Source organism: Paractinoplanes aksuensis (assembly GCF_024137025.1).
GTDB lineage: Bacteria > Actinomycetota > Actinomycetes > Mycobacteriales > Micromonosporaceae > Actinoplanes > Actinoplanes aksuensis.
Genome location: NZ_JAMYJR010000001.1, coordinates 263,162 through 284,297 on the forward strand (window position 1 = coordinate 263,162; position 21,136 = coordinate 284,297).

The 21,136-nt window shown below is 70.3% G+C and carries 19 protein-coding genes; 4 read left to right on the forward strand and 15 right to left on the reverse strand.

The window, feature by feature from the left end:
- Positions 1-127 precede the first annotated feature (127 nt).
- Positions 128-1,450, forward strand: a complete 1,323-nt coding sequence (locus tag M1L60_RS01245; RefSeq protein ID WP_253235351.1) for an acyltransferase family protein — start codon at positions 128-130, stop codon at positions 1,448-1,450.
- 53 nt (positions 1,451-1,503) lie between these two features.
- Here the strand turns inward: M1L60_RS01245 and M1L60_RS01250 are convergent, their stop codons facing one another.
- From M1L60_RS01250 to M1L60_RS01260, 3 genes are all read right to left on the reverse strand, one after another.
- Entirely contained in the window at positions 1,504-2,928 is a 1,425-nt protein-coding gene (locus M1L60_RS01250; protein ID WP_253235352.1) for a lysyl oxidase family protein, read from the reverse strand.
- Positions 2,929-3,089: 161 nt separating this feature from the next.
- Positions 3,090-3,545 (reverse strand): hypothetical protein, encoded by a 456-nt coding sequence (locus M1L60_RS01255; protein WP_253235353.1) that lies wholly within the window; start codon positions 3,543-3,545, stop codon positions 3,090-3,092.
- 10 nt (positions 3,546-3,555) lie between these two features.
- A complete protein-coding gene (locus tag M1L60_RS01260) occupies positions 3,556-4,587 on the reverse strand; it encodes a hypothetical protein (protein WP_253235354.1) in 1,032 nt (343 codons plus the stop codon).
- A 24-nt stretch (positions 4,588-4,611) separates the two neighbouring features.
- Between M1L60_RS01260 and M1L60_RS01265 the strand changes: the two genes are divergently transcribed.
- Positions 4,612-5,607, forward strand: a complete 996-nt coding sequence (locus M1L60_RS01265; protein ID WP_253235355.1) for a LacI family DNA-binding transcriptional regulator — start codon at positions 4,612-4,614, stop codon at positions 5,605-5,607.
- On the opposite strand, the gene M1L60_RS01270 is transcribed toward M1L60_RS01265, so the two are convergent.
- From M1L60_RS01270 to M1L60_RS01305, 8 genes are read right to left on the reverse strand one after another with little or no spacing between them, the layout of a single operon-like run.
- Positions 5,594-6,874, reverse strand: a complete 1,281-nt coding sequence (locus M1L60_RS01270) for a lactate racemase domain-containing protein (RefSeq protein ID WP_253235356.1) — start codon at positions 6,872-6,874, stop codon at positions 5,594-5,596. The two genes, M1L60_RS01265 and M1L60_RS01270, sit on opposite strands and share 14 nt — an antisense overlap.
- The gene (locus M1L60_RS01275; RefSeq protein WP_253235357.1) at positions 6,871-7,764 is read right to left on the reverse strand and encodes a sugar phosphate isomerase/epimerase family protein; all 894 of its coding nucleotides are present in this window, start codon (positions 7,762-7,764) and stop codon (positions 6,871-6,873) included. The genes M1L60_RS01270 and M1L60_RS01275 overlap by 4 nt, the downstream gene beginning before the upstream one ends.
- Complete coding sequence (locus tag M1L60_RS01280; RefSeq protein ID WP_253235358.1) at positions 7,761-8,819, reverse strand: Gfo/Idh/MocA family protein; 1,059 nt, start codon at positions 8,817-8,819, stop codon at positions 7,761-7,763. Before M1L60_RS01280 ends, M1L60_RS01275 begins: the two co-directional genes overlap by 4 nt.
- Positions 8,816-9,634, reverse strand: coding sequence for a sugar phosphate isomerase/epimerase family protein (locus M1L60_RS01285; protein ID WP_253235359.1), 819 nt, complete (start codon positions 9,632-9,634; stop codon positions 8,816-8,818). The genes M1L60_RS01280 and M1L60_RS01285 overlap by 4 nt, the downstream gene beginning before the upstream one ends.
- 12 nt (positions 9,635-9,646) lie before the next feature.
- Positions 9,647-10,576, reverse strand: coding sequence for a Gfo/Idh/MocA family protein (locus M1L60_RS01290; RefSeq protein ID WP_253235360.1), 930 nt, complete (start codon positions 10,574-10,576; stop codon positions 9,647-9,649).
- Positions 10,573-11,442, reverse strand: coding sequence for a carbohydrate ABC transporter permease (locus M1L60_RS01295; protein ID WP_253235361.1), 870 nt, complete (start codon positions 11,440-11,442; stop codon positions 10,573-10,575). Before M1L60_RS01295 ends, M1L60_RS01290 begins: the two co-directional genes overlap by 4 nt.
- The gene (locus tag M1L60_RS01300; RefSeq protein WP_253235362.1) at positions 11,439-12,383 is read right to left on the reverse strand and encodes a carbohydrate ABC transporter permease; all 945 of its coding nucleotides are present in this window, start codon (positions 12,381-12,383) and stop codon (positions 11,439-11,441) included. Before M1L60_RS01300 ends, M1L60_RS01295 begins: the two co-directional genes overlap by 4 nt.
- Entirely contained in the window at positions 12,383-13,711 is a 1,329-nt protein-coding gene (locus M1L60_RS01305; protein ID WP_253235363.1) for an extracellular solute-binding protein, read from the reverse strand. Before M1L60_RS01305 ends, M1L60_RS01300 begins: the two co-directional genes overlap by 1 nt.
- A gap of 159 nt (positions 13,712-13,870) precedes the next feature.
- Here M1L60_RS01305 and uxaC point away from each other — a divergent pair, with 159 nt between their 5' ends.
- Together uxaC and M1L60_RS01315 are read left to right on the forward strand one after the other, a co-directional pair.
- Positions 13,871-15,268, forward strand: a complete 1,398-nt coding sequence (gene uxaC / locus M1L60_RS01310) for a glucuronate isomerase (RefSeq protein WP_253235364.1) — start codon at positions 13,871-13,873, stop codon at positions 15,266-15,268.
- On the forward strand, positions 15,265-16,479 hold the full coding sequence (locus tag M1L60_RS01315; protein ID WP_253235365.1) for a mannitol dehydrogenase family protein: 1,215 nt from the start codon (positions 15,265-15,267) through the stop codon (positions 16,477-16,479). The genes uxaC and M1L60_RS01315 overlap by 4 nt, the downstream gene beginning before the upstream one ends.
- Positions 16,480-16,485: 6 nt before the next feature.
- Here the strand turns inward: M1L60_RS01315 and larC are convergent, their stop codons facing one another.
- The 4 genes from larC to M1L60_RS01335 form a co-directional block, all read right to left on the reverse strand.
- The gene (gene larC, locus M1L60_RS01320) at positions 16,486-17,700 is read right to left on the reverse strand and encodes a nickel pincer cofactor biosynthesis protein LarC (RefSeq protein WP_253235366.1); all 1,215 of its coding nucleotides are present in this window, start codon (positions 17,698-17,700) and stop codon (positions 16,486-16,488) included.
- Positions 17,697-18,377, reverse strand: a complete 681-nt coding sequence (larB, locus tag M1L60_RS01325; RefSeq protein WP_253235367.1) for a nickel pincer cofactor biosynthesis protein LarB — start codon at positions 18,375-18,377, stop codon at positions 17,697-17,699. Before larB ends, larC begins: the two co-directional genes overlap by 4 nt.
- Positions 18,378-18,386: 9 nt before the next feature.
- On the reverse strand, positions 18,387-19,331 hold the full coding sequence (gene larE, locus M1L60_RS01330; protein WP_308208406.1) for an ATP-dependent sacrificial sulfur transferase LarE: 945 nt from the start codon (positions 19,329-19,331) through the stop codon (positions 18,387-18,389).
- A 131-nt stretch (positions 19,332-19,462) separates the two neighbouring features.
- A complete protein-coding gene (locus M1L60_RS01335; protein ID WP_253235368.1) occupies positions 19,463-21,103 on the reverse strand; it encodes a fatty acyl-AMP ligase in 1,641 nt (546 codons plus the stop codon).
- Positions 21,104-21,136: the final 33 nt, after the last annotated feature.

Genomic DNA, 21,136 nt, shown 5'->3' on the forward strand with positions numbered 1-21,136 from the left:
CCGGTCGGGTATCACGGCCTGACCGGACGGACGGCTGTCGTACGGCGTTCGATGGTTTACGCGCAGGTCGCCGCCATGATCCTGTACGAGGGCTGTGTGTGATCACGACTGTGGCGGAGGCCCACCCATGACTGCAACACCTGTCGCGGCGGAGCCCACGACCGGGCCGCCGGCGGTGCCGAAGCCCCCACGCAACCGCTACATCGACACGCTGCGTGCGCTCGCCATCGTGCGCGTCGTGGTCTACCACGCGTTCGGCTGGGCCTGGCTGACCTACGTGCTGCCGGCCATGGGCGTCATGTTCGCGATCGCCGGTTCGCTGATGGCGGCGTCGCTGGCCAAGTCGGGCGCGCGCAAGGCGGTGTGGTCGCGCATCCGCCGTCTGCTGCCCGCGCTGTGGACCTTCGCCGCGGTCGCGCTGCCGATCATGTTCTGGCACGGCTGGTCGGCCAGCGACCCGGACCACCCGCTGCACAAGCTCAACCTGCTCTTCTGGCTGTTCCCGCTCGAGGACCCGCCCGGCAGCACCTGGGGTGAGCCGTTCTGGGAGGTGCTCTGGTACCTCCGGGCGTACCTGATCTTCGTCCTGGTCTCGCCGATCCTGTACTTCGCGTACAAGAAGCTGGGTTGGGTCGTCGTCGCCCTGCCCGTGGCCGCCCTGGTCGCGCTGCACCTGACCGGTTTCCGCCTGCCCGACCCGATCGACGGCATCATGTGGGACTTCGTCACCTACGCCGCGTGCTGGATCGCCGGTTTCGCCCATCGCGACGGCCGTCTGCACCGGCTGCCGGCCGCGGTCTGGGCCGGGCTGACCGCGGTGATCGGCGGCATCGGCCTGTACTGGCTGTTCACGCACCCGACGGCCTGGGGCTTCGACCTCAACGAGGAGCCCATCGCCCGTACGCTGTGGTCGCTGGCCTTCGTCCTGATCGTGCTGCGCTTCCGCCCGACGCTGGCCGTGCTCGACAAGGCCAACTTCAAGTGGCTGGCCGAGTCGGTCCGCGTGATCAACGCCCGGGCCATCACGATCTATCTGTGGCACTTCCCGCTGATCACGGTGGGTGCGCTCGTGCTCGAGCACTACGAGGTGCCGTGGGCGACGTTCCAGTACATCGTGTGGATGCTGGTCCTCGAGACCGCGCTCGTGCTGGTCGCCGTCCTGCTGTTCGGCTGGGTCGAGGACGTGTCGGCCAAGCGCAAGGCGTCCCTGTGGCCGGCCGCTTCGCCGGCCCTGGCCGGGACTTCGGTAACCCCGGCCGCGCCGGTTGCGGCTTCCCCGCGTACGCCGGAAAGCCCGGCGGCCGGCAACGCCGTGAGCCCTGGTCATGGCAGCGGAGTGAGCGTCGACTTCACGGGAACGCCGGCCCCGCCGACCGGGACCGTCTACGGAAGCCGCGCGAGTGGTTCGGCCCGCGTGCCCGGCCTCGACCCGGAGAACCGCCAGAACTGACACCGTCAGTCGCCGCCCGCCGGGATGGGCGGGCGGCGACTTGGGGTGGAAGGTCAGCCCTTGATGCCGTTGACCGGTGGCACCGTGAGCGTCCGCTTCTTCGCGGTGCCACCGAGCACGATCTTGCGCAGCGCGGTGTTGTTGGTCGTGCTCAGCTCGCTCAGCTTGCCGGCCGGGTTGGCCTTGACCTGGATGTAGTACGTGCCGTTGGGCAACCCGGTGATGTCGAACGACTGCCCCGGCCGGTCCTGTGTGTAGGTGTCACCGTTGCCGATGTCGAGCACCTCGCGCACCCCGACCGACGACGCGAGCCCGCACGACGTCTCGAGGTCGGTGTTCAGCGGCCGCCACTTGGCCAGCGGGATCGTGTAGTCGACCTGGTCGGTGTTGGCCAGGCAGAACGCCTCCTTGCCGCTGCGCACGGCGACCTTCTTGTCCGCCTTGAGCAGGGTGTACTGAGCGAAGTCGGTGAAGTGCCAGTGCTCGTGCCCGGCCCGCGCGTCCCACTCCATCGTCCCGGCCGGCACGGCGCCGACCTGGTTGCCCTGGGCGTCGAAGAAGTACTGGTACGCGTCCATCAGGCCCTGCCCGCTGCGGCGGAACCCGTCGACCAGCAGCGGCGACGTGCCCGCGTTCCAGACCGTCGCGCCGAAGTTGACGTACCACTTGTTCTTGGTGCCGGGCGCGATCGAGATGCCCCACGCGGGCAGCGAGCGCAGGTCGGGCTTGGGGCCGGTGGCCGGCGCCGCCTTGACCGTGGCCGGGCGCTTGGCGGGGACCCGGTACTCGGGCCGGTAGTCGGAGACCTGCGGGCCGTGGTGGTCGTGGTCGTTCTTCAGCGCCTTCTCGCTGAACTCGCCCTTCTTGACGGTCAGGTTGAGCGATACCGACGCGTCCTTGGTCGCGATGGCGAAGGCCTTCCGGTACGCCTCGTTGACCGTGACCCCGACCGTGTACTTGCCGACGGGCAGGTCGAACATCTTGCCGGTCGTGGGCATGTCCTCGGTCGAGGCGGCCCATCCGGCCTGGATGCCCCACACCGAGCCCAGCGTGAACGGGTTCTCGCCTTCACAACCCATCGGGTACGGCGTCTGGGCCGGCGCCTCGGGCCGGGTTCGCACCGAGTCGTACGTGTTGGGGCAGAAGTTGGTCGTGTAGAGCCGGACCACCTTGCCCTTGGCGTCCTTGATCGAGACGGTCGCGAACCGCTTGAGCCCGGACATGTCGGTGACGTTGGCGGCGGGCAGGCGCTTGTTGCCGCTCTTGCTGATCACGTCGGCCACGATCGGGTCGGCGTACGACTTGCGCTTGGCCCGTACCTCGATCGGCTCCTGGCCGGCGACGAAGTTGAGCCCGAGGTCGAGGCTGACCGCGAACTGGTCGCCGGCGTCGTACCGCTCGACCGTGACGTTCTTGCCGGCCGCGAGCAACCGCGCCCCGGGCGGTGTGGCGGCCGCATCCGCCACCTGGATCCCCACTACGGCCAGCGTCGCGGGCATGACCCCCGCCAGCGCTGCCAGTCCCCACCTTCGTGCTCGGCTCACAACCGATCCCCCATGTCCCGTACGCCAATGATGTGGGCCCATCAGATCGGGCGGCCTGTGAGCCTGCTGTGAGCCCGGAGCCGAAGTCCGTCGAATCAGCGACCCGCTGTCGCGGATCCGACCGCGCCGGCTGCCGTCTCGGCGCGCTGGATCAGGCGTACGACATAGAGCAGCAGCAGGGCGAGCACGACCTCGATGCCCAGGCCGGTGCCGACGCCCAGCGCCTCGAGCAGCGAGAAGTTGTCGAAGTGGGTCACGTGGAAGAGGAAGTGCGTGGACACGTAGACCAGATACCCGACGAGCGCCGTCAGCGCGACCTTGTTGTCGAGCATGACGGCGGCGATGTAGAGCGTGGCGCACAGAGCCAGCCCGAGGCCGCCGACGTCGGAGACCAGGTGCTGGTTGTACGGCGGGTCGAGCTTGACCGTGGGGAAGTTGTCGTAGAACGAGCGGGAGAACACGTACTGCCACAGGCTGACGAACGTCTGCAGGCCGGCCAGGGTGAACAGACCGATCCGCAGCCACTTCTTCAGGGATTGCACCGTTGTCATGCCAGAAGGACTACCGGCGCCGCCGTTTCGTGACAGCCACCGCCAGAACGATGCCGATCAGCGCGACGACACCCGCCACGACGGCGATGTAGTTGAACGGCGCCGGAGCCGGCTCGGCGGAGGCCGCGGGCGTCGCCGGCGCGGCCGAGGACGGCGGTGGCGGTGGTGGCGAAGTCGTGGCCGCGGGGCGGTCGGGCAGGGGATAGCGCAGGATCACCGGGCTGGTGCTCTCGGAGACAGTCAGCAGCGAGCGGCCATCGGTGCTGTAGGCCACCGATTCACCCTGCGGCTCGTCGGGCAGGGCGATCGGGCGGGGTTCGCTCTCGGTCAGGGCCTTGATGACATCGCCGTCGGGCACCTCGAACTCGAACGCGTCGGCGTAGGTGCGCAGCACGACGTGACGGCCGTCGGGCGAGGTGGCGCCGCCGGTGACGACCGCCCGGCCCAGGAACGAGAACGGGTTGCTGGTGCTGGTGAGCGGGATCGACACGTCGCCGGCCTTACGCAGTGCGGTGGTGGCACTGCTTTTCAGGGGACCAGTGGGCACGTACAGTCCGGCTGTTCCACCGCTCTTGGTGACAATGATCGGCAGGCCGGTCGGCGGGACCAGGATCGCTTCGGCGTCGTGGGCGCCGTCGGGATAGCTCAATCGGTGCAGCACCGGCCGGGCCGCTCCGGGGGACAGCTTCCACAGGGCGACCGTCGTACGGCTGCTGCTGTTGTCGCCGATGTCGGCCACCCACAGCGTGCCGTCGGCCGCCCGGCCCAGGTCCTCGGTGTCGCGCGGCCGGGACGGGTAGCGCACGGTCTTGGTCACTTTGCACCTGGCATCGAGGAAGAAGATCCGCCGGCGGTCGGCGAAGTCGGAGCCGTCGTTGACCACCACGAAGCCGTCACCCACGGCGACCAGGCCCGACAGCTCATCCAGCCGCTCGTCACGGATCGTGCAGACCTCGGCCGGGGCGGCAGCCGCGTGGGCGGCGGCGGGTGGTGCGGTCAGCGCTCCGACGGTCGCGGCGAGGGCCAGGGCTGTTGTGCGCACGATGACCGATTTAACATCCTGGTCATGAGTCGCCCGACCATTTACGACGTGGCGCGCGAGGCGGGGGTCGCCGCCTCGACGGTTTCGCGCGCGTACGCCCGGCCGGGGCGGGTCAACGCCGACACCGCGCGGCGGATCTTCGAGGCGGCCGAAAAACTCGGATACCGTACGGCGAACGCTCTTCAACCCCGGGCCGGCGCGGTGCAGCACGCGATCGCGCTGGTCGTCGCCGATGTCACCAACCCGTTCTACGGCGACATCATCAAGGGCGCGTACGAGGCCGCGCGCGAGGCGGGGTACCAGTTGATCCTGTCGCACACCAACGAGTCTCCCAAGGTCGAGCGACAGACCATCGAGCAGGAGCTGGCCCAGGTCGACGGCGTGGTCATCGCCAGCTCCCGGATGACCGACTCGGCGCTGCGGATGGTGGCCAAGCAGAAGGCGGTCGTGCTGCTCAACCGCATCATCCCCGAGGCCAACTGCGTGCTCAACGACGCCGAGCGGGGCATCCGGCGGGCGGTCGAGCACCTGGCCGCGCTCGGGCACGAGAAGATCACGTACGTGGCCGGGCCCGAGACGAGCTGGTCCGACGGCGTACGCTGGCGGGCCCTGCGACAGGGCGCGGCCGAGCTCGGCCTCGAGGCGCGGCGGCTGGGCCCGTACGAACCGACCGTGCTGGCCGGGCTGAGCGCCGCCCTGCGCGTGGTCGAGACCGACGCGACGGCCGTGCAGGCCTACAACGACCAGCTCGCCATCGGCATCGTCAAGGGCCTGTCACGCCTCGGCGTGACCGTTCCCGACCAGGTCAGCGTGGTCGGGTTCGACAACATCATCTTCGACGAGCTGGTCGAGCCGCAGCTGACCACGATCGCGTCGCCGCTCTACCGGATGGGCTTCACCGGCATGCAGAACTGCATCGCCGTCGCCCAAGGGGCCAAACCCAGCGGCCGGCCACTCGTTCTTCCCGTACGCCTCGTGGTGCGCGGTTCGACGGCCGCCCGCCGCGTCAGGGCCTACTGACCCCTCTCCCGAGGCGGAACAGCACCTCGCCCGCCCGCGGAACGACCATGGTGTCGGGGTCGGCGCCGAACGCGGCCGGGTCGATCGTCGCGGGGTCGCGGTAACCGAGGTTCACCGCGTGGCACACGTCCTCGGGGATGCCGGTGGCCAGTGTGACCCGCACCCGCAGTTGCTCCACGCCAGTTACGGCGTCGTACGTGCCGGCGCCGCGCAGGTGCGTCGAGTGGGCGAGCACGCCCCAGTGGATGTGCTCGAACCGCTCCCACTGCTTCACGAAATAGTCGCGGCAGTGGTAACCGATCTCGTGGATCTGCGGGTGGCTGGTGGCGATCTCGGTGATGTGCGGCGCGTACAGGATGACCTCGCCGCCGTCGGCCACCACCGGCTCGACCTTGTAGAAGCCCTTGGCCCCGGTCCAGATCTCGTCGTACATGGCCGGGATGATCGACAGCACTCGGTGTACGGGCTTCTCCAGGTACGTCACGTGGGTCGCGGCGCTGATCTCGGCCGCGCTGGCCCACGAGGCGATGCAGTCGCCGAACGACACCGAGTGCAGCCGGCTGTCCTCACCGACGTCCGTCTCGGCCGTGACCACGCTGAAGGCGTACGTCTGGGCCGGGATCAGCGCCGCGCCGTCGTTGATCAGAGCGCGCACCGGGGTGAGCCCGGTCGTCCCGATGATCTCGGCCGACGTGATCAGCGCCCCCAGCCAGTGCGACACGTCGATGATCTGCTGCCCGGCCACGCCCGGGAAGAAGTACTTGTTCCCACCCGACATGCCGACCACTTCATGCGGCAGAACCGGCCCGACCACGATGGCCACGTCGTGCTCGACGACGGCCCGGTTGAGCAGCACCGGCACATCGCCACTCATCCGCCCGTCCGACAGCTCCTCGAGCCGGGCGCTCGGAATCGTCCCCAGGTCGGCGAAGGTCGCCGGATCCCACCACTCATGGTTGATCACTGTGGTGTCCGGATAGACGCCGACGTGCTCCCGTAGCGCCTCGGCCGACATCGCGCCGTGCGTGCCGAGCGCGATGAGCACGGTCAGACGTGACACCCGCCCGTGCAGCGCTTTGTGCACGGCCCCAACGAGCAGCGGCAGCGGGCAGGTGCGGGTCGCATCCGGCACGAGCAGGCACACGCTGCGCCCGTCCAGGTCGAGCTCGCCGAGTCGCGCGCCGACGAACTCGCGGACCTCCGCATCGCCCAACACCCGGTCGGCCCCGCCCACCCGAGCGGCCTGCCCGCTCACCACAGCAGTCACTCCTCGATCCTGCCAGCCAGCGCCTTCCGGGCCCAGGCGAACGACATCCGGTGCGACTCCAGCTTCGAGTCCACCGACGGCTCGTCCACCTCGATCATGAAGTCGCCGTCGTAATCCGCCGGGATCGCCGCCAGCACCGCGTCGAAGTCGACCACACCCAGCCCGGGTTCCGCCCAGAGCCGCTTCGAAGCCGTCTTCTCGCGGTACGAACCGGCCGCACCGCCACCGTCGGCCGCGTCGCTGTCCGCGGTCGTCAGAAAGTCGGGGAACACGTCCTTGATGTGGATGCCGCCGAGCCGGTCCGCATAGCGCTCGATGAACGGCGCCGGATCGATCCCGGCCCACCGCAGGTGCCCGGTGTCCGGCCCGAACCCGATCACGTCCGCCCCCAGCTCGTCCAGCAGCCGGGTGATCTCGTGCTCGGTCTCGAAGACCCCGCCGACATGCGAGTGGTGCAACGGCCGCAACCCCTCGGCGGCCAGCGCCCGGCACACCTCCCCGCACATGTCGATCGCCCGCGACAGCCGCCCCTCGTCGAATCCGGCCCCCACCGCCGGCTGCTCGATGCGGGCGGGGACGGCCATGGACGAGACCATCGTGCGGTCCAGGCCCAGTGCGACCTGCGTACCCGCGAACGCTTTGGCCTTTTCGACCTCGCCGGTGACCGTGACAGTGTCGTCGAACGGCGAGTTGAACAGGCTCAGCGACGGCGCCAGCCCGTACCGCCCGATCCACGATCGATAATCGACGGCCGTCATGTCGTCCGGCACGTCGGCCTTGACCGCCGTGAAGCCGATCGCGTGGAAGTCGTTGAACGCCTCGTCGAACACCTCGCGCGTCTTGCCCGCCGACGCCCAGTACGGGATCGGGTTGGCCGCGATCCGGCTCATGCCAGCCTCACCGGCTTCCCTGTCCGCGCCGACTCGTAGGCCCCGGTGATGACCGCGATCGATTGTCGATTGGTCTCCAGGTCGACCCGCAGTTCCCCGTTCCCGGCCAGCGCGTCGAGGAAGTTCAGGTACTGAAGCCGGTGCGCGTCCGACAGCTGGCCCGGGTTGGCGGCGGCCGCCGTCTCGGTGTCGCCGCCGGTGGTGACCTGGGTCGAACCCATCAGCCGCTCCTCGATCGGAGCGCCGACCGGCGTCGAGTGGAAGTACGCGAGCTGGTCGTTGTCGATGACCGCCGACCCGCGGTCGCCGTGCACGTGCAGGCGGGCGCTGAGCCCCGGGTAGGCCGAGGTGCTCGCGTGCAGCACCCCGAGCGCCCCCGACTCGAACTTGACCACGCCGGTCGCCACATCCTCCACCTCGATGCGTTCGTGGGCCAGCGTGCCTGTGTAGGCGAACACCTCGACCGGCTTCCCGAGCGCCGCGACGAGCAGGTCCACCGTGTGCACGCCCTGGTTCATGAGCGCGCCGCCGCCGTCGAGCTCCCACGTGCCCCGCCAGTCGCCGGAGTCGTAGTAGCTCTGCCCACGCCACCAGTCGATGGCCGCGATCCCCGACGACACCCGCCCGAACTCGCCGGCCCGGATCGCGGCCAGGGTCTTCTCGGTCGACGGGTCGAACCGGTGCTGCGAGATGACCGTGACCAGCGTGCCCGCCTTGTCGCGAGCCCGGATGATCTCGTCGGTCCTCGCGACCGTCACCTCGGCCGGCTTTTCGATGATCACGTGCTTGCCCGCTTCGAGCGCCTCGATGGCGACTGTGCCGTGCAGCCCGGTCGGCGTGCACACGACCACGACGTCGATCTGCTCGGCGGCCAAAGCGTCGGCCAGCGCGGCGTACGGGCGGCCACCCCGCTCGTCCGCCAAAGAAGCGGCCCGGGACGGGACTACGTCGACCACCGCGGCCAGTTCCAGGCGGTCGGTGAGCTGGCTGGTGACCAGGCCGTGCTGGCGTCCGATCACGCCCGCGCCGACGATGGCGAACTTCGGGACACTCATACGAATTCGATCTCCTCGGTCTTCAGCAGCCCGGTGAAGGCGCTGTGGGCGGTGCGGAACAGGTCGGGCCCGGAGAAGCCGCCGGTGGCGTGGCCGGCCGCGAGGTGCGGTTCGAGCGAGAAGAAGCCGTCGAAGCCGTCGTGCCGCAGCGCCCGGATCGTCTCGGCCACCTCGCCGTCGCCCTCGCCTGCCGGCACCACCGTGCCGTCCGCCAGGTGGGCGTCCTTGATCTGCACGTATTCGATGTGGGGGCGCAGCTGGGCGTACCCGTCGGTGTAGGGGCGCACGCCCACCTGCACGAAGTTGGCCGGGTCCCAGGCCAGCCGCAGGTAGGGCGAGCCCACCGAGCGGATCAGATCCAGGCAGCGGCTGGGCACGTCACCGTAGATCTCCTTCTCGTTCTCGTGCAGCAGGATCAGGTCGGCTTCCTCGGCGACGCGCGTCAGCGCCCGCATGCGATCGATCACTTCGGCGCGGTGGGAAGCCGGGTCCTGGACGAAGAACGAGAAGATCCGGATGTACGGGGCGTCGAGCAGCTTCGCCACCTCGGCCGCGTGCCGCATGCGTTCCAGGTGCGGCGCGAAGTCGTCGGTGATCGGTATCTTCCCGATCGGCGACCCGATCGAGGACACCTTCAACCCGTACGCGGAAAGGGTCTTCTTGACCTTCTCGAGCTGCTCAGGTGTCAGGTCCAGGATGTTGACGTCCCAGGCGCTGCGCACCTCGACGTGCGTCATGCCCAGGCCGGTGACGACCTCGCACTGCTCGGTGAAGTCGGGGGAGATCTCGTCGGAGAAACCGGAGAGAGTCCACATCGGCGGTGCCCTTCAGCTGGTGGTTCGATAGATCTCGTCGATCAGGCGCTGGGTCGCCAGCGCCTCCTGGGGCCCGATCCAGAACGGTTCGGGGTCGTTCAGCGAGCGGTAGAAGTCGGCGATGAGCAATTCGTGCGAGGCGCCCCAGTACGACCGTCCGGCCCCACCGGGGGCCAGCTCGGCCACAGTCTCGGTCCGGCCGTCGGCGTACGCCACGGTGAGGTCACCCCGCAGCAGCAGGGTGCCCCGCTCGCCGACGATCTCGAGGCTGACCGGCGAGTCGGTGGCGTTGGTGACCGTGGCGAAGAAGACGCTGCGCGCGCCGCCGGCATGGTCGAGCACCAGGTGCGCGGTGTCCTCGACGTCGCCCGGCAGCCCGCCGTAGCGCCCGGCGTGCCCCTTGGCCGTGACCACGTCACCGACCAGCCACTGCAGCAGGTCGAGGGCGTGGATCGCCTGATTGATGAGCACGCCGCCACCCGCCCGGGACCGTACCGAGCGCCAGGGCCGGGCGTCGTAGTAGGCGGCGTCGCGGTGCCACAGCACGCTCGCTGAGGCGCCGGCGATCCGGCCGAGCGAACCGGAGGCCAGGATGTCGCGGGCGGCCCGGCTGGTCGCGTTGTAGCGGTTCTGCAGGCAGACGCCGATCTTGACCGCCGGATGGTCCTTGGCTGCGGCCACGAGCAGTTCGGCTTGCGCGATCGTGTTCGCGACCGGCTTCTCGAGCAACACATGCACGCCGCGCTCAAGCGCGTCCTGCGCGATCTGCACGTGACGGTCATGCGGCGTGCAGATATGGACAACGTCCGGCCGCAGTTCGTCCAGGAACGCGCGGTGGTCGCGCGTCGAGTCGCACACTCCGGCCAGGTCGGCCCCGAGCTTCTCGATCGCCGCCAGGTGCACGACCGAGACCGTCCCGGGGCCGATCAGGGCGACCCTCACTTGACGCTGCCCGCGGTCAGGCCGCCCACGAGGTAGCGCTGGAAGGCCAGGTACAGCAACACGACCGGGGCCGCGCAGATCAGGGCCGCGGCCATCATCTGCGAATAGACCGGCAGCGCGCCGCCCTCCTGCTGCGAGCCGAAGATCTGCAGCGCGACCGCCGCGGTGTGCGTTTCCGGCCGGGTGAGCACCGACGCGAACAGTACGTCGTTCCAGCCGAGCAGGAACGCGAAGATGCCGGAGACGACGATCGCGGGCAGGCTCAGCGGGAAGATGATCTTCCACAGGATGACGATCGTGGACGCGCCCTCGGTGCGGGCCGCCTCCTCCAGCTCGCGCGGCAGGCCGCGCAGGTAGGTGACCATCACCCAGGTCGAGAACGGCAGCGCGAACGTCAGGTAGGCCACGAACAGCCCCCACCGGGTGCCGATCACGGTCAGGCCGAGGTAGTTGCCGGCCGACGAGAACAGCACGAACACCGGCAGCAGCATCAGGGTGCCCGGGATGCTCTGCAGTCCGACCAGCCCGCGCAGGATGGTCAGCCGCCCGAGGAACGTGTAGCGGACCAGCACGTACGCCGTGGTCGTGCCGAGCAGGGCCGAGGCCACCGCCGTGAAGGCGCAGACGATCAGGCTGTTCAGGATGCCGCTGGACAGGTCGGCCGTGGTCCAGATCCGGGTGTAGCTGTCCAGGCTGAACGAGCTCGGCCAGTACTCGCCGCTGGCCACGCCCACGTCGCTGTTGAGCGAGGCGAGCACGATGTAGAGCACCGGGATCAGCACCATCACGACCAGCAGCGTGGTCAGCGTGACCAGCAGCCAGCGCGGTAGCAGCCGGGTGGCCTCGTGCGAAGCGGTCGTGGTCATCGACGGCCCCCTTCCTCGTGCACGTCGAGTCGTACGGCCCGCAGGTAGACGAACAGCGGGATCGCGATCAGGACCAGCGACAGCACGGCCATGGCCGCGCTCAGCCCGAACCGCAGGCTCTGGAAGCTGGTCACGTAGACGATCATCGGCATCACGTTGACGTCCTCCGGGGCCGGCGCCCCGAACAGCACGAACGGCAACGTGAAGTTGTTGATGTGGTTGAGCGTGGCCAGCAGGCAGGCCAGCAGCACCGGCCCTCGCAGGTAGGGCAGGATCACCCGGTACAACTTGGGCCACCACGGCGCCCCGTCGACGGCCGACGCCTCGTGCACCTCGTGGTCGACCGACTGCAGCGCGGCCAGCGCCATCAGATAGATGAACGGCCAGGCGGCCCAGATCTCGACCAGGATCAGAGCCCAGTACGACCGGGGGCCGGTCAGCCACAGGCCGCCCTCGATGCCGACCTTGGACAACCAGGCGTTGACCACCCCGTCCGGCTGCAGCATCGTGCGCCACACGGTGGCTACGACGAACGACGGCAACACGTACGGGATGAGGAAGACCGCCCGCACCAGGCCGCGCCCCCGGAACTTGTTCTGGGTGACCAGCGCGGCCGCGATGCCGATGGGCACCGTCGCGATCGTCGACAGCACCGAGAACGAGACGCTGATCCAGATCGAGTTGAGCAGCCCCGAGCCGAACGCCTCGACGAAGTTGTCGAGCCCGATGAAGGGCGCCTCGACCCAGCGCCGCAGCGTGTACTGGTCCAGGTCGATCAGCGAGATCCACAGGGCCACGGCCAGCGGGATCAGGATGACCAGGACCATCAGGACCCCGCCCGGCGTGAGCAGCCACAGCGGACGCTGTCGCTCGGTCACGCCGCGGCGGCGCTGTTCCTTCTTGGCCGTAATCTTCTCGGGCGGCCGGGCGAGGATGGTCATTACTTGGCTCGATCCAGCGCGGTCTGGGCGGCCTTCTGCGCGTCGGCGATCCGGGAGTCGATCTGCTGCGTGCTGATCGAGCCCTTGCCCAGGTCGGGCAGCGACTGCACGGCCACGTTGGTCAGCGCGAGCTGGATGTCACCCCAGGCGCCGGTGAACGGCGTGGCCACCGACTTCTGCGCGGCCTCGGTCACCGGGCCCAGCTGCGGGTCCGACGCCAGCGTCTGCAGCGCGGCCGCGTTGGCCGGCAGGTTGCCGAACTTCTTGTAGTAGTCGAGCTGGGTCTCCTGATCGGTGACCAGCTTGACGTACTCGAAAGCCAGGTCCTTGTTCTTGGAGTAGTCCGCGACCAGCAGGTTGTCGCCCGACAGGATCGAAGCGGCCTCGACGCCGTCGGCCGGGCGTGTGGTGGCGCCGGGCGGCACGGTCGGCAGCAGCGCGAACTTCCACTTGCCCTTGACCGCGCCCTGCTCCAGCGAGTTGATCGCGGTCGGCGTGGTCAGCATGAAGTAGCCGGTCTTGCCCTTGGCGAACGCGGCCACGGCCTGCGGGTTGGTCCAGCCCACGGCGGCCGGGTCGACCACCTTGTCGCGGGTCAGCCAGCCGAAGTACGTGTCGTAGGCCTTCTGCACGGTCGGGTCCTGCAGCTTGGCCGTCTTGCCGTCGACCAGCGGGTTGCCGGCCTGCACGGACATGCCCCAGACGAACTTCCACGGGTCGAAGTTGTCCTTGTAGGCGATGGCCAGCCCGAACTCGTCGCCCTTGGTCATCTGCTTGGCCTGCTGACCCAGCTCGTCCCAGGTGGTCGCCGGCTTGTCGATGCCGGCTGCCTTGAGCATGTCGGTGTTGTAGGCCATGACGAACGGGCGGCTGACCCACGGGATGCCGACCTGGTTCTGCTCGTCCGGACCGGAGATGCCCAGCGTGGCCGGGTTGAACTTGTCCTTGCCGCCGATCTTGTTCCATTCCTCGTCGCCCAGCTTCACGAAGGCGCCGGTCGAATAGGCGGTAGGGGTGAAGGTGGTGCCGACCGCGTACACATCCGGGCCGGAGCCTGACACCACCGAGGTCTGGATCTTCGTCAGCTCGTCGTTGGCGCTGGCGAAGGTCTCGAATTTGACCTCGGCCCCGGTCCGGGCCTTGAACTTGGCGCTGACGTCCTTCTGCCAGGCCGCGAATTCGTCGGGGTACTGGGTATTGGCGGCGATCAAAACGTTGAGCGTCTTGCCGGCGCCACCTTCGCCACCCTCGTCGCCGCCACCACAGGCGGCCAATGCCAGCGCCAAGGCCGCAACACCGGCCAGCGCCGTAAGCTTCTTGGGGTTCATATTTCCGCTCCTCTGAGCTGCTAGCCGGAGGCAGTGATCGGGGTCACTGTGTGCCGCCCGTCAACCTGCGCGCAACGAGTTGCCAGTTGTTGCCCCGGCGCTCAGGCAACATCTGGCAACTGATTGCCACAGCTCGGCCGGGGCGATGAGGCTCGGGCCATGGCTGCCCTGACGTTGCACCCCGACCGGCTGCTGCCCGCTGATCCGGGCGTCCGGTCCATTGCCCGCCGTCTCTACGCGGAAGTTCAGGGGCTGCCGATCATCAGTCCGCACGGGCACGTCGATCCGCGGCTGATTCTGGACGACCAGCCTTTCGTCGACCCGGCTTCGCTGTTCATCCAGCCCGACCATTACGTGACGCGGCTGCTGCATTCCGGTGGGGTGTCGCTGACCGATCTCGGGGTGGGGGAGGGGCCGCTTTCCGAGCAGCGGGCGCGCGAGACCTGGCGCCTTTTCTGCGCGAACTGGCACCTTCTGCGGGGTACGCCCGTGCGGTATTGGTTCGAGTCGTCGTTGGTGGACGTCTTCGGAGTGAGTGAACGGCCATCCGCGCACAACGCCGATGCACTTTACGATCAGATTGCCGCGCAACTCGCTCAGGACAGCCACCGGCCGCGCGCACTTCTTGAGCGTTTCGACATCGCTTTTCTGGCCACCACCGACGACCCGGCCGACGATCTGGCCGCGCACCGCGCACTGCGCGACGACGAAACGATCGGAACGCGCATCGCGCCGACGTTCCGGCCCGACCGTTACCTCGAGGCCGGCCGGCCGGGCTGGCCCGAGCTGGTCAAGGAGCTGGGCGGCGACGTGGGCGACTATGCGGGTTACATCGCGGCGCTGGAGGAACGGCGGCGCTATTTCATCTCGCTGGGCGCGGTCTCGGCCGATCACGGGCACTTCGACGCCGGAACCGAGCCGCTCGAACTGAGCGAAGCTGAGCGAATCTATCGTTCGGCGCTCAACGGAACGGCCACACCGCGCGAGGCGCTGGCCTTCCGGCGGCACATGACGTTCGAGATGGCCCGCATGTCGTGCGACGACGGCCTGGTCATGACGCTGCACCCGGGCATCTGGCGCAACCACCACCCGGCCACGCTGGCCGCCTACGGCCCCGACACCGGCCACGACATCCCGGTCGCGGTCGAGCTGACGGCCGCCCTGCAGCCGCTGCTCGAACGCTTCGGCACCCACCCCAACCTGCATCTCGTGCTGTTCACGGTCGACCCCGACGTCTACAGCCGCGAGATCGCGCCGCTGGCCGGCTTCTACCCCTCGGTGTACGCCGGGGCGCCGTGGTGGTTCCTCGACAACCCGAGCGAGATCCGCCGCTACCAGCAGGGCGTCACCGAGATCGCCGGGTTCAGCCGGCTGTCCGGCTTCATCGACGACACCCGGGCGTTCTGCTCGATCCCGGCCCGGCACGACATGTCCCGCCGCCTCGACGCCGGGTTCCTGGCCGGGCTGGTCGCCGAGCACCGCCTCGACGAGGACGAGGCCCTGGACACGCTGACCGGCCTCGTCGTCACTCAGCCGCGCGAGGTGTTCAAGCTGTGAGCGCCCCCGTCCGCATCGTGCACCTGGGGCTCGGTGGCTTCTTCCGCGCCCACCAGGCCTGGTACACCGGCTTCGACGACGGGTGGGGGATCGCCGCGTTCACCGGGCGGTCGGCCGCACTGGCCGAGGCGCTGACTCGGCAGGACGGTCGATACACCCTGATCGTACGGGGACCTTCGCAGGACGACTTGCAGGTGCAGACATCGATCGTGGCGGCCTTCCCGGGCAGCGACGCGGCCGCCTGGCGTGATGCGGTCGCCGACCCGGCCGTCGCCGTCCTGACCATCACCATGACCGAGGCCGCCTACGCGCCCGGCGGAGTGGTCGCCGACCGCCTGGTCGCCGGGCTGGCTGCGCGCCGGTTGGCCGGTTCCGGTCCGATCGCGATCGTTTCGTGCGACAACCTGCCCGGAAACGCCGACGCCACCGCTCATGTCGTGCACGAATTGGCGCAGCGCCTCGACCCCGCGCTCGACGAGTGGGTCACCGCCAACGTCTCGTTCGTGGCCACGATGGTCGACCGCATCACCCCGCGGACGACTTCCGAGGACGTCCTCGACGACGACCTCGTTCCGGTGGTCACCGAGCCGTTCACCGAGTGGATCCTGAGCGGGGACTTCCCGGCGGGCCGCCCGGCCTGGGAACGCGGCGGGGCTCGCTTCGTCGACGACGTCGTGCCCCACGAGACCCGCAAGCTGCTGCTGCTCAACGGCGGGCACTCCCTATTGGCGTACGCGGGCAGCGCGCTCGGCCACGAGACGGTGTCCGCGGCCGTAACCGACCCGCAGTGCCGGGCCTGGCTCGATCAGTGGTGGGACGAGGCCTGCCGGCACGTGCCGCTGCCCGCCGACGAGCTGACCGCCTACCGCGCGGCCCTGCTCGAACGTTTCGCCAACCCGCGCATCCGGCACACCCTGGCCCAGATCGCCGCCGACGGCTCGCAGAAGATCCCGATCCGGGTCGTGCCGGTGCTGCGGGCCGAGCGGTCGGCCGGCCGCCTGCCGACCGGAGCCGCGCGCGTCCTGGCCGCCTGGATCGATCATCTGCGCGGCGCCGGGGCCCCGGTGGCCGACGCGGGCGCTCAACCGTACGAAGAACGCGCAGGATCGGTGCGCGAGGTGCTCACGCTGCTGGCCCCCGACCTCGACGGCGACACCGAACTGATCGCCGAGACCGAGCGTCTGTTGCGCGAAGCGCCGGTCCGCCGCTGAGGCGTGTCACGCCGGGCGCAAGGTCATGCCGAGCTCGGCCCCGACGGTCAGGCCGGCGTCCAGGGCGGCGGCCAGGGCGTCCTGCAGCACGAGCCGCTCCGGCCGGTCCTGGCGGCGGGCCAGCGCGGCGACGTCCTCGAACTCGGGCATGACCTGCAGGATCACCCCGTCCCGGTGGCCGATCTTGACCACCACCCGGGTGTCGTCCACTGTCACGTCGGCAAAACCACGGTCCAGGGCCACCTTCCCGTACGGGCTGTGGCGGATCCCGAGCGTGCTCGTGTCCCGGAAGATCTGCTCGCGCAGCGGCCCGGCCAGCGCCGGCGAGCAGAGCACGCTCAGCGTGTGGGCCGGGCGGCCCTTCTTCATCACGATCGGCACCAGCCACGCGTCCGAGGCGCCCCGGCGCAGCAGCGCGGCCAGGATGCCCGGCCACAGCCGCGGGTCGAGGTCGTCGACGTTGGCCTCGAGGAGCACCGCGCTCTGCTCCCGGCCCGCCGGCGGCGGCTCTTCCACCGGCGCCTCGCCCGCGCCGACCAGCACCCGGACCACGTTGGACCGCCCGGCCGGATCCCGCGTGCCCGCGCCCACCCCGACCCGGTCGAGCACCATCGGCGGCAGCGGCTCGCAGGCCCGGGCCAGCGTGCGCAGCAGCGCCATCCCGGTCGGCGTGGCCAGCTCGCCGTCGCCGCCGGCCGACACCTGCCAACCCCGGGCCAACTCGGCCACCGCGGGCGCGGGCACCGGCAGGCGGCCGTGCTGAGCGCGTACAGTGCCCGAGCCCAGCGCCACCGGGCCGGCCGACACACTGGTGACGCCGAGGTCGGCCAGGGCCGCGCAGCAGCCCACCACGTCGGCGATCGCGTCCAGCGCCCCCACCTCGTGGAAATGCACGTCCTCGGCCGGGATGCCGTGCACCCGGCCCTCGGCCTCGGCCAGACAGCGGAACACGGCGGTGGCCGCGTCCGCCTCCTTCAGACGGTCCCGTAGGTCACGCCAGGTGCGGTGGGATGGGTCGTCGGCGAGCACCTCGACCTCGGCCTTGAGCGCGCGGAGCCCGGCGCGGGTCACTTCCCGCGTACGGATCCGGACCGCGCCACCGGCGACAGCGTCCACCGCCGACTGCACGGCCGGGAGCGAGGCCCCGGCGTCGAGCAACGCTCCGAGCAGCATGTCGCCCGCGACCCCGGCCGACGCGTCGATCCACACGTGCCGGGTCATGCCGGCGCCGCGATCTGCGCCGCGAGGTGCCCGGCCCCGTACCCGTTGTCGATATTGACCACGGCCACCCCCGGCGCGCAGGCGTTGAGCATGGTGAGCAGGGCGGCCAGCCCTTCGAAGGCAGCGCCGTAGCCGACCGAGGTGGGCACGGCGACCACCGGCGCCGCGATCAGGCCGGCCACCACACCGGGCAGGGCGCCGTCCATGCCGGCCACGACGACGACGGCGCGGGCCTGGCGCAGCAGGTCGACGTGCTTGAGGATGCGGTGCAGACCGGCCACGCCGACGTCGACGACCAGGTCGGTGCGCCGGCCCAGATACTGCGCGGAGAGGGCGGCCTCGCGGGCCACGGCCAGGTCGGACGTGCCGGCGGCAACCACGACGACGCGGCCACCGCTGGGTTCCGGGGGAGCGGGAGGCCAGGCGAGCAGGCCGGCCGCCGGGTCGTGGAAGGCATCGGGCAGAACGCTCCGGATCGCCGTGGCGTGTTCCCCGGTGGCGCGGGTGAAGAGGGTGACGAGCTCGGGCCTTTCTCGCACTGCGGCGGCGATGCCGGCGACTTGCTCGGGGGTCTTGCCGGCGCAGAAAACGGCCTCGGGATAGCCGCGCCGGTGCGCCCGATCCAGATCGAGGTCGGCGTAGGAGGCCAGGTCAGGGGTCGGTCGGGTGTCAGTCATCGAGCGGGTTCAGCCTCTGCTTTCCGTTCGGTCCCGGCTGGTCGGGCGGTCGGGCTCAACTGCGCGGTCGGGCTCAGCTGCGCGGTCGGCCGTGGGTTCGGGACGGCCGCGCTCTCCCGCGTTCACGTAGGCGCCGGTGAATGCTCCGGACTGGATGCCGGCCAGGTCGAGCGTGACGAAGCGGAAGCCGGCTCCGGTCACGGCCGCGTGTACCCGCTCCCGCAGCGGCTCACTCACGGCCCGCACGAGCTCGTCGGCCGGGAGCTCGAGGCGGGCGACGTCCCCGTGATGGCGTACGCGAAGATCGCCGAACCCGAGCCGCCGCAGCGCCGCCTCGGCCTGCTCCACCTGGCCGAGCTTACGAGGGCTGACGATCTGGAAATGCGGAATGCGCGAGGCCAGACAGGGCGCGGCCGGCTTGTCGGCACACGGCAGGTCAAGGTCGCGGGCGATCCGCCGTACGGCTGCCTTGTCGATCCCGGCTGTGGCGAGCGGAGTCAGCACCCGGTGCTCGGCCGCCGCCCGCGCCCCCGGCCGGTCGAGCCGGCGGACGTCGTCGGCGTTCTCCCCGTACGCAATCGCATCGAGCCGATGGCGCTGGGCGACCTCGGCCCCGATGCGGGTGAAAAGCTCGTCCTTGCAGTGGAAACACCGGTCGGGTCCATTGGCGCGGTAGGCCTCGCGGTCACCCTCGCGGGTCTCGACCTCGACCACCACCGCGCCGATCCGCCCGGCCACCCGGTGCGCGGCCGCCCGTTCGTCGCCGGCCAGGCTGGGCGACACCCCGAGCACAGCCACCACCCGGTCTGCCCCCAGCGCTCGCACCGCCAGCGCCAGCAGAACCGACGAGTCGACCCCACCCGAGAACGCCACCCCGAGCCGCCCGACCCCGGACAATTGCTCCGCCACCAGGCCCGTGGCCCGAGCCACCTCGTCCGTATCCGCAGATGTCACCCCGCAATTGCACGCTGCCACCCCCACCCCCGCGCAAGCGGTTGCCATTTGTTGCGGCAACCGTGCAGTCGGGCAATCGCCACCCTGACCCCGCACAGCGTCAGCAAGCCGGATGCGCTGGTGCCCGACTGTCAGCGGTCGAGCAACAATTCACGGGCCGCGGCCCGGCGCAGCTTGCCGGATGGTGTCTTGGGGAGGGAGCCGGGCGGCAGCACCCGGACCTGCGCGGGGCGGGCGTCGATCTCCGATACCACGCGGGAGGTGACCTCGCGGGCGATCTGGGCCGCGGCGGTCTCGTCGCCGGCCGAGCGGGACTCGGCCAGGACGGCGAACGACTCGCGGGCCACGCCGTCGCCGGCCAGCAGGCGCACCGCGACCACGTTGCCCTCGCGGACGCCGGGGACCGTTCCCGCGGCCCGCTCGATGTCGGTGGGGTAGATGTTGCGGCCGCCCATGATGATGACGTCCTTGCGGCGGCCGCAGACCACGATCTGGCCGTCGGCCACGTAACCCTCGTCGCCGATGTCGAGCCAGCCGTCGGCGTCCCGGGCCGACTCCCAGCCGTCGGGCGTCAGGTAGCCGTCGGTCACCGACTCGCCGCGCAGTTGCAGTTGGCCCACCTGGCGGTCGCCGAGCGGCTTGCCCTCGTCGTCGACCACCCGCACCTCGACGCTCGGGAAGGGCCGCCCCAGCATCGGGATCTCCCTCGCGGTGGCGGCGGGTTCGGCCGGCGTGGCCAGACTCTCGTTCTCCAGCGCCGCGGCGTCGACCCGGTCGAGCTGCATCGGGTCGGGCACGCCGGACATGGAGATGACCAGCGTGCTCTCGGCGGCGCCGTAACAGCAGTTGACCGCGCCCGGGTCGAAGCCGAAGCGCGACGCCACCTGGACGAAGGCCCGCATCGTGGACGGGTCGATCGGCTCGGCGCCGTTGCAGGCCACCCGCAGCTTCGACAGGTCGAGCTCGCCCGGCTCGACCCGGGCCAGCTGGCGGGCCAGCACGGCCCAGGCGAAGTTGGGGGCGGTGGTGATCGTGCCGCCGTACCGGCTGAGCAGCTCGGCCCAGAGCAGCGGCCGGCCCAGGAAGTCGGCCGGCGTGACGCTGACCAGTTCGAGCCCGCTCAGCATGGGCAGGGCCAGGCAGCCGATCATGCCCATGTCGTGGAACATCGGCAGCCACGACACCATCACGCCGTCCTCGCCGCAGCTCAGGTGCTCGCTCGAGTCGCTCAGGTTGGCGTACAGATTGCGGTGGGTGATGCGGACGGCCTTGGGCTCGGCCGTGGACCCGCTGGTGAGCTGCAACAGCGCGGGACTGTCGTCGTCGACCGCCACCGGGTCGGCCCCCGGCCCGATGCTCAGCTCGGCCGGGGCGAAGTGCCGGATCCCGTACGCGTCGAGGGCGGGCGCCATCGCCTCGAAGGGCGCACCGACGACGACCGACTGGGCGTCGATCATCCGCAGCACCCGCAGCGTGTCGTCGCGCCAGACCGCGAGATCGGTGCGCGGGGTGGGCTGATGCAGCATCGTGATGCTGCCGCCGGCCAGCCACACACCCTGCGCCACCGGGGCGATCTCGGCCGGTTGACCGGCCAGCACGGCCACCGCCTGACCGGGCCGCAGCCCGCCGGCCATGAGTCCACCGGCTATGCGCCGGGCCTGCTCGTGCAGGTCGTTCCACGATCGACGGACGGGCTGACCGGGCTCGCCGGTGACCATGCCCGTGCGGGCCCGGCCGGCGTTGGCGACGACACCTTCGACGAAGTGGCTCACGCCCAGCACGCTACGCGGACCGTCCCATGATCG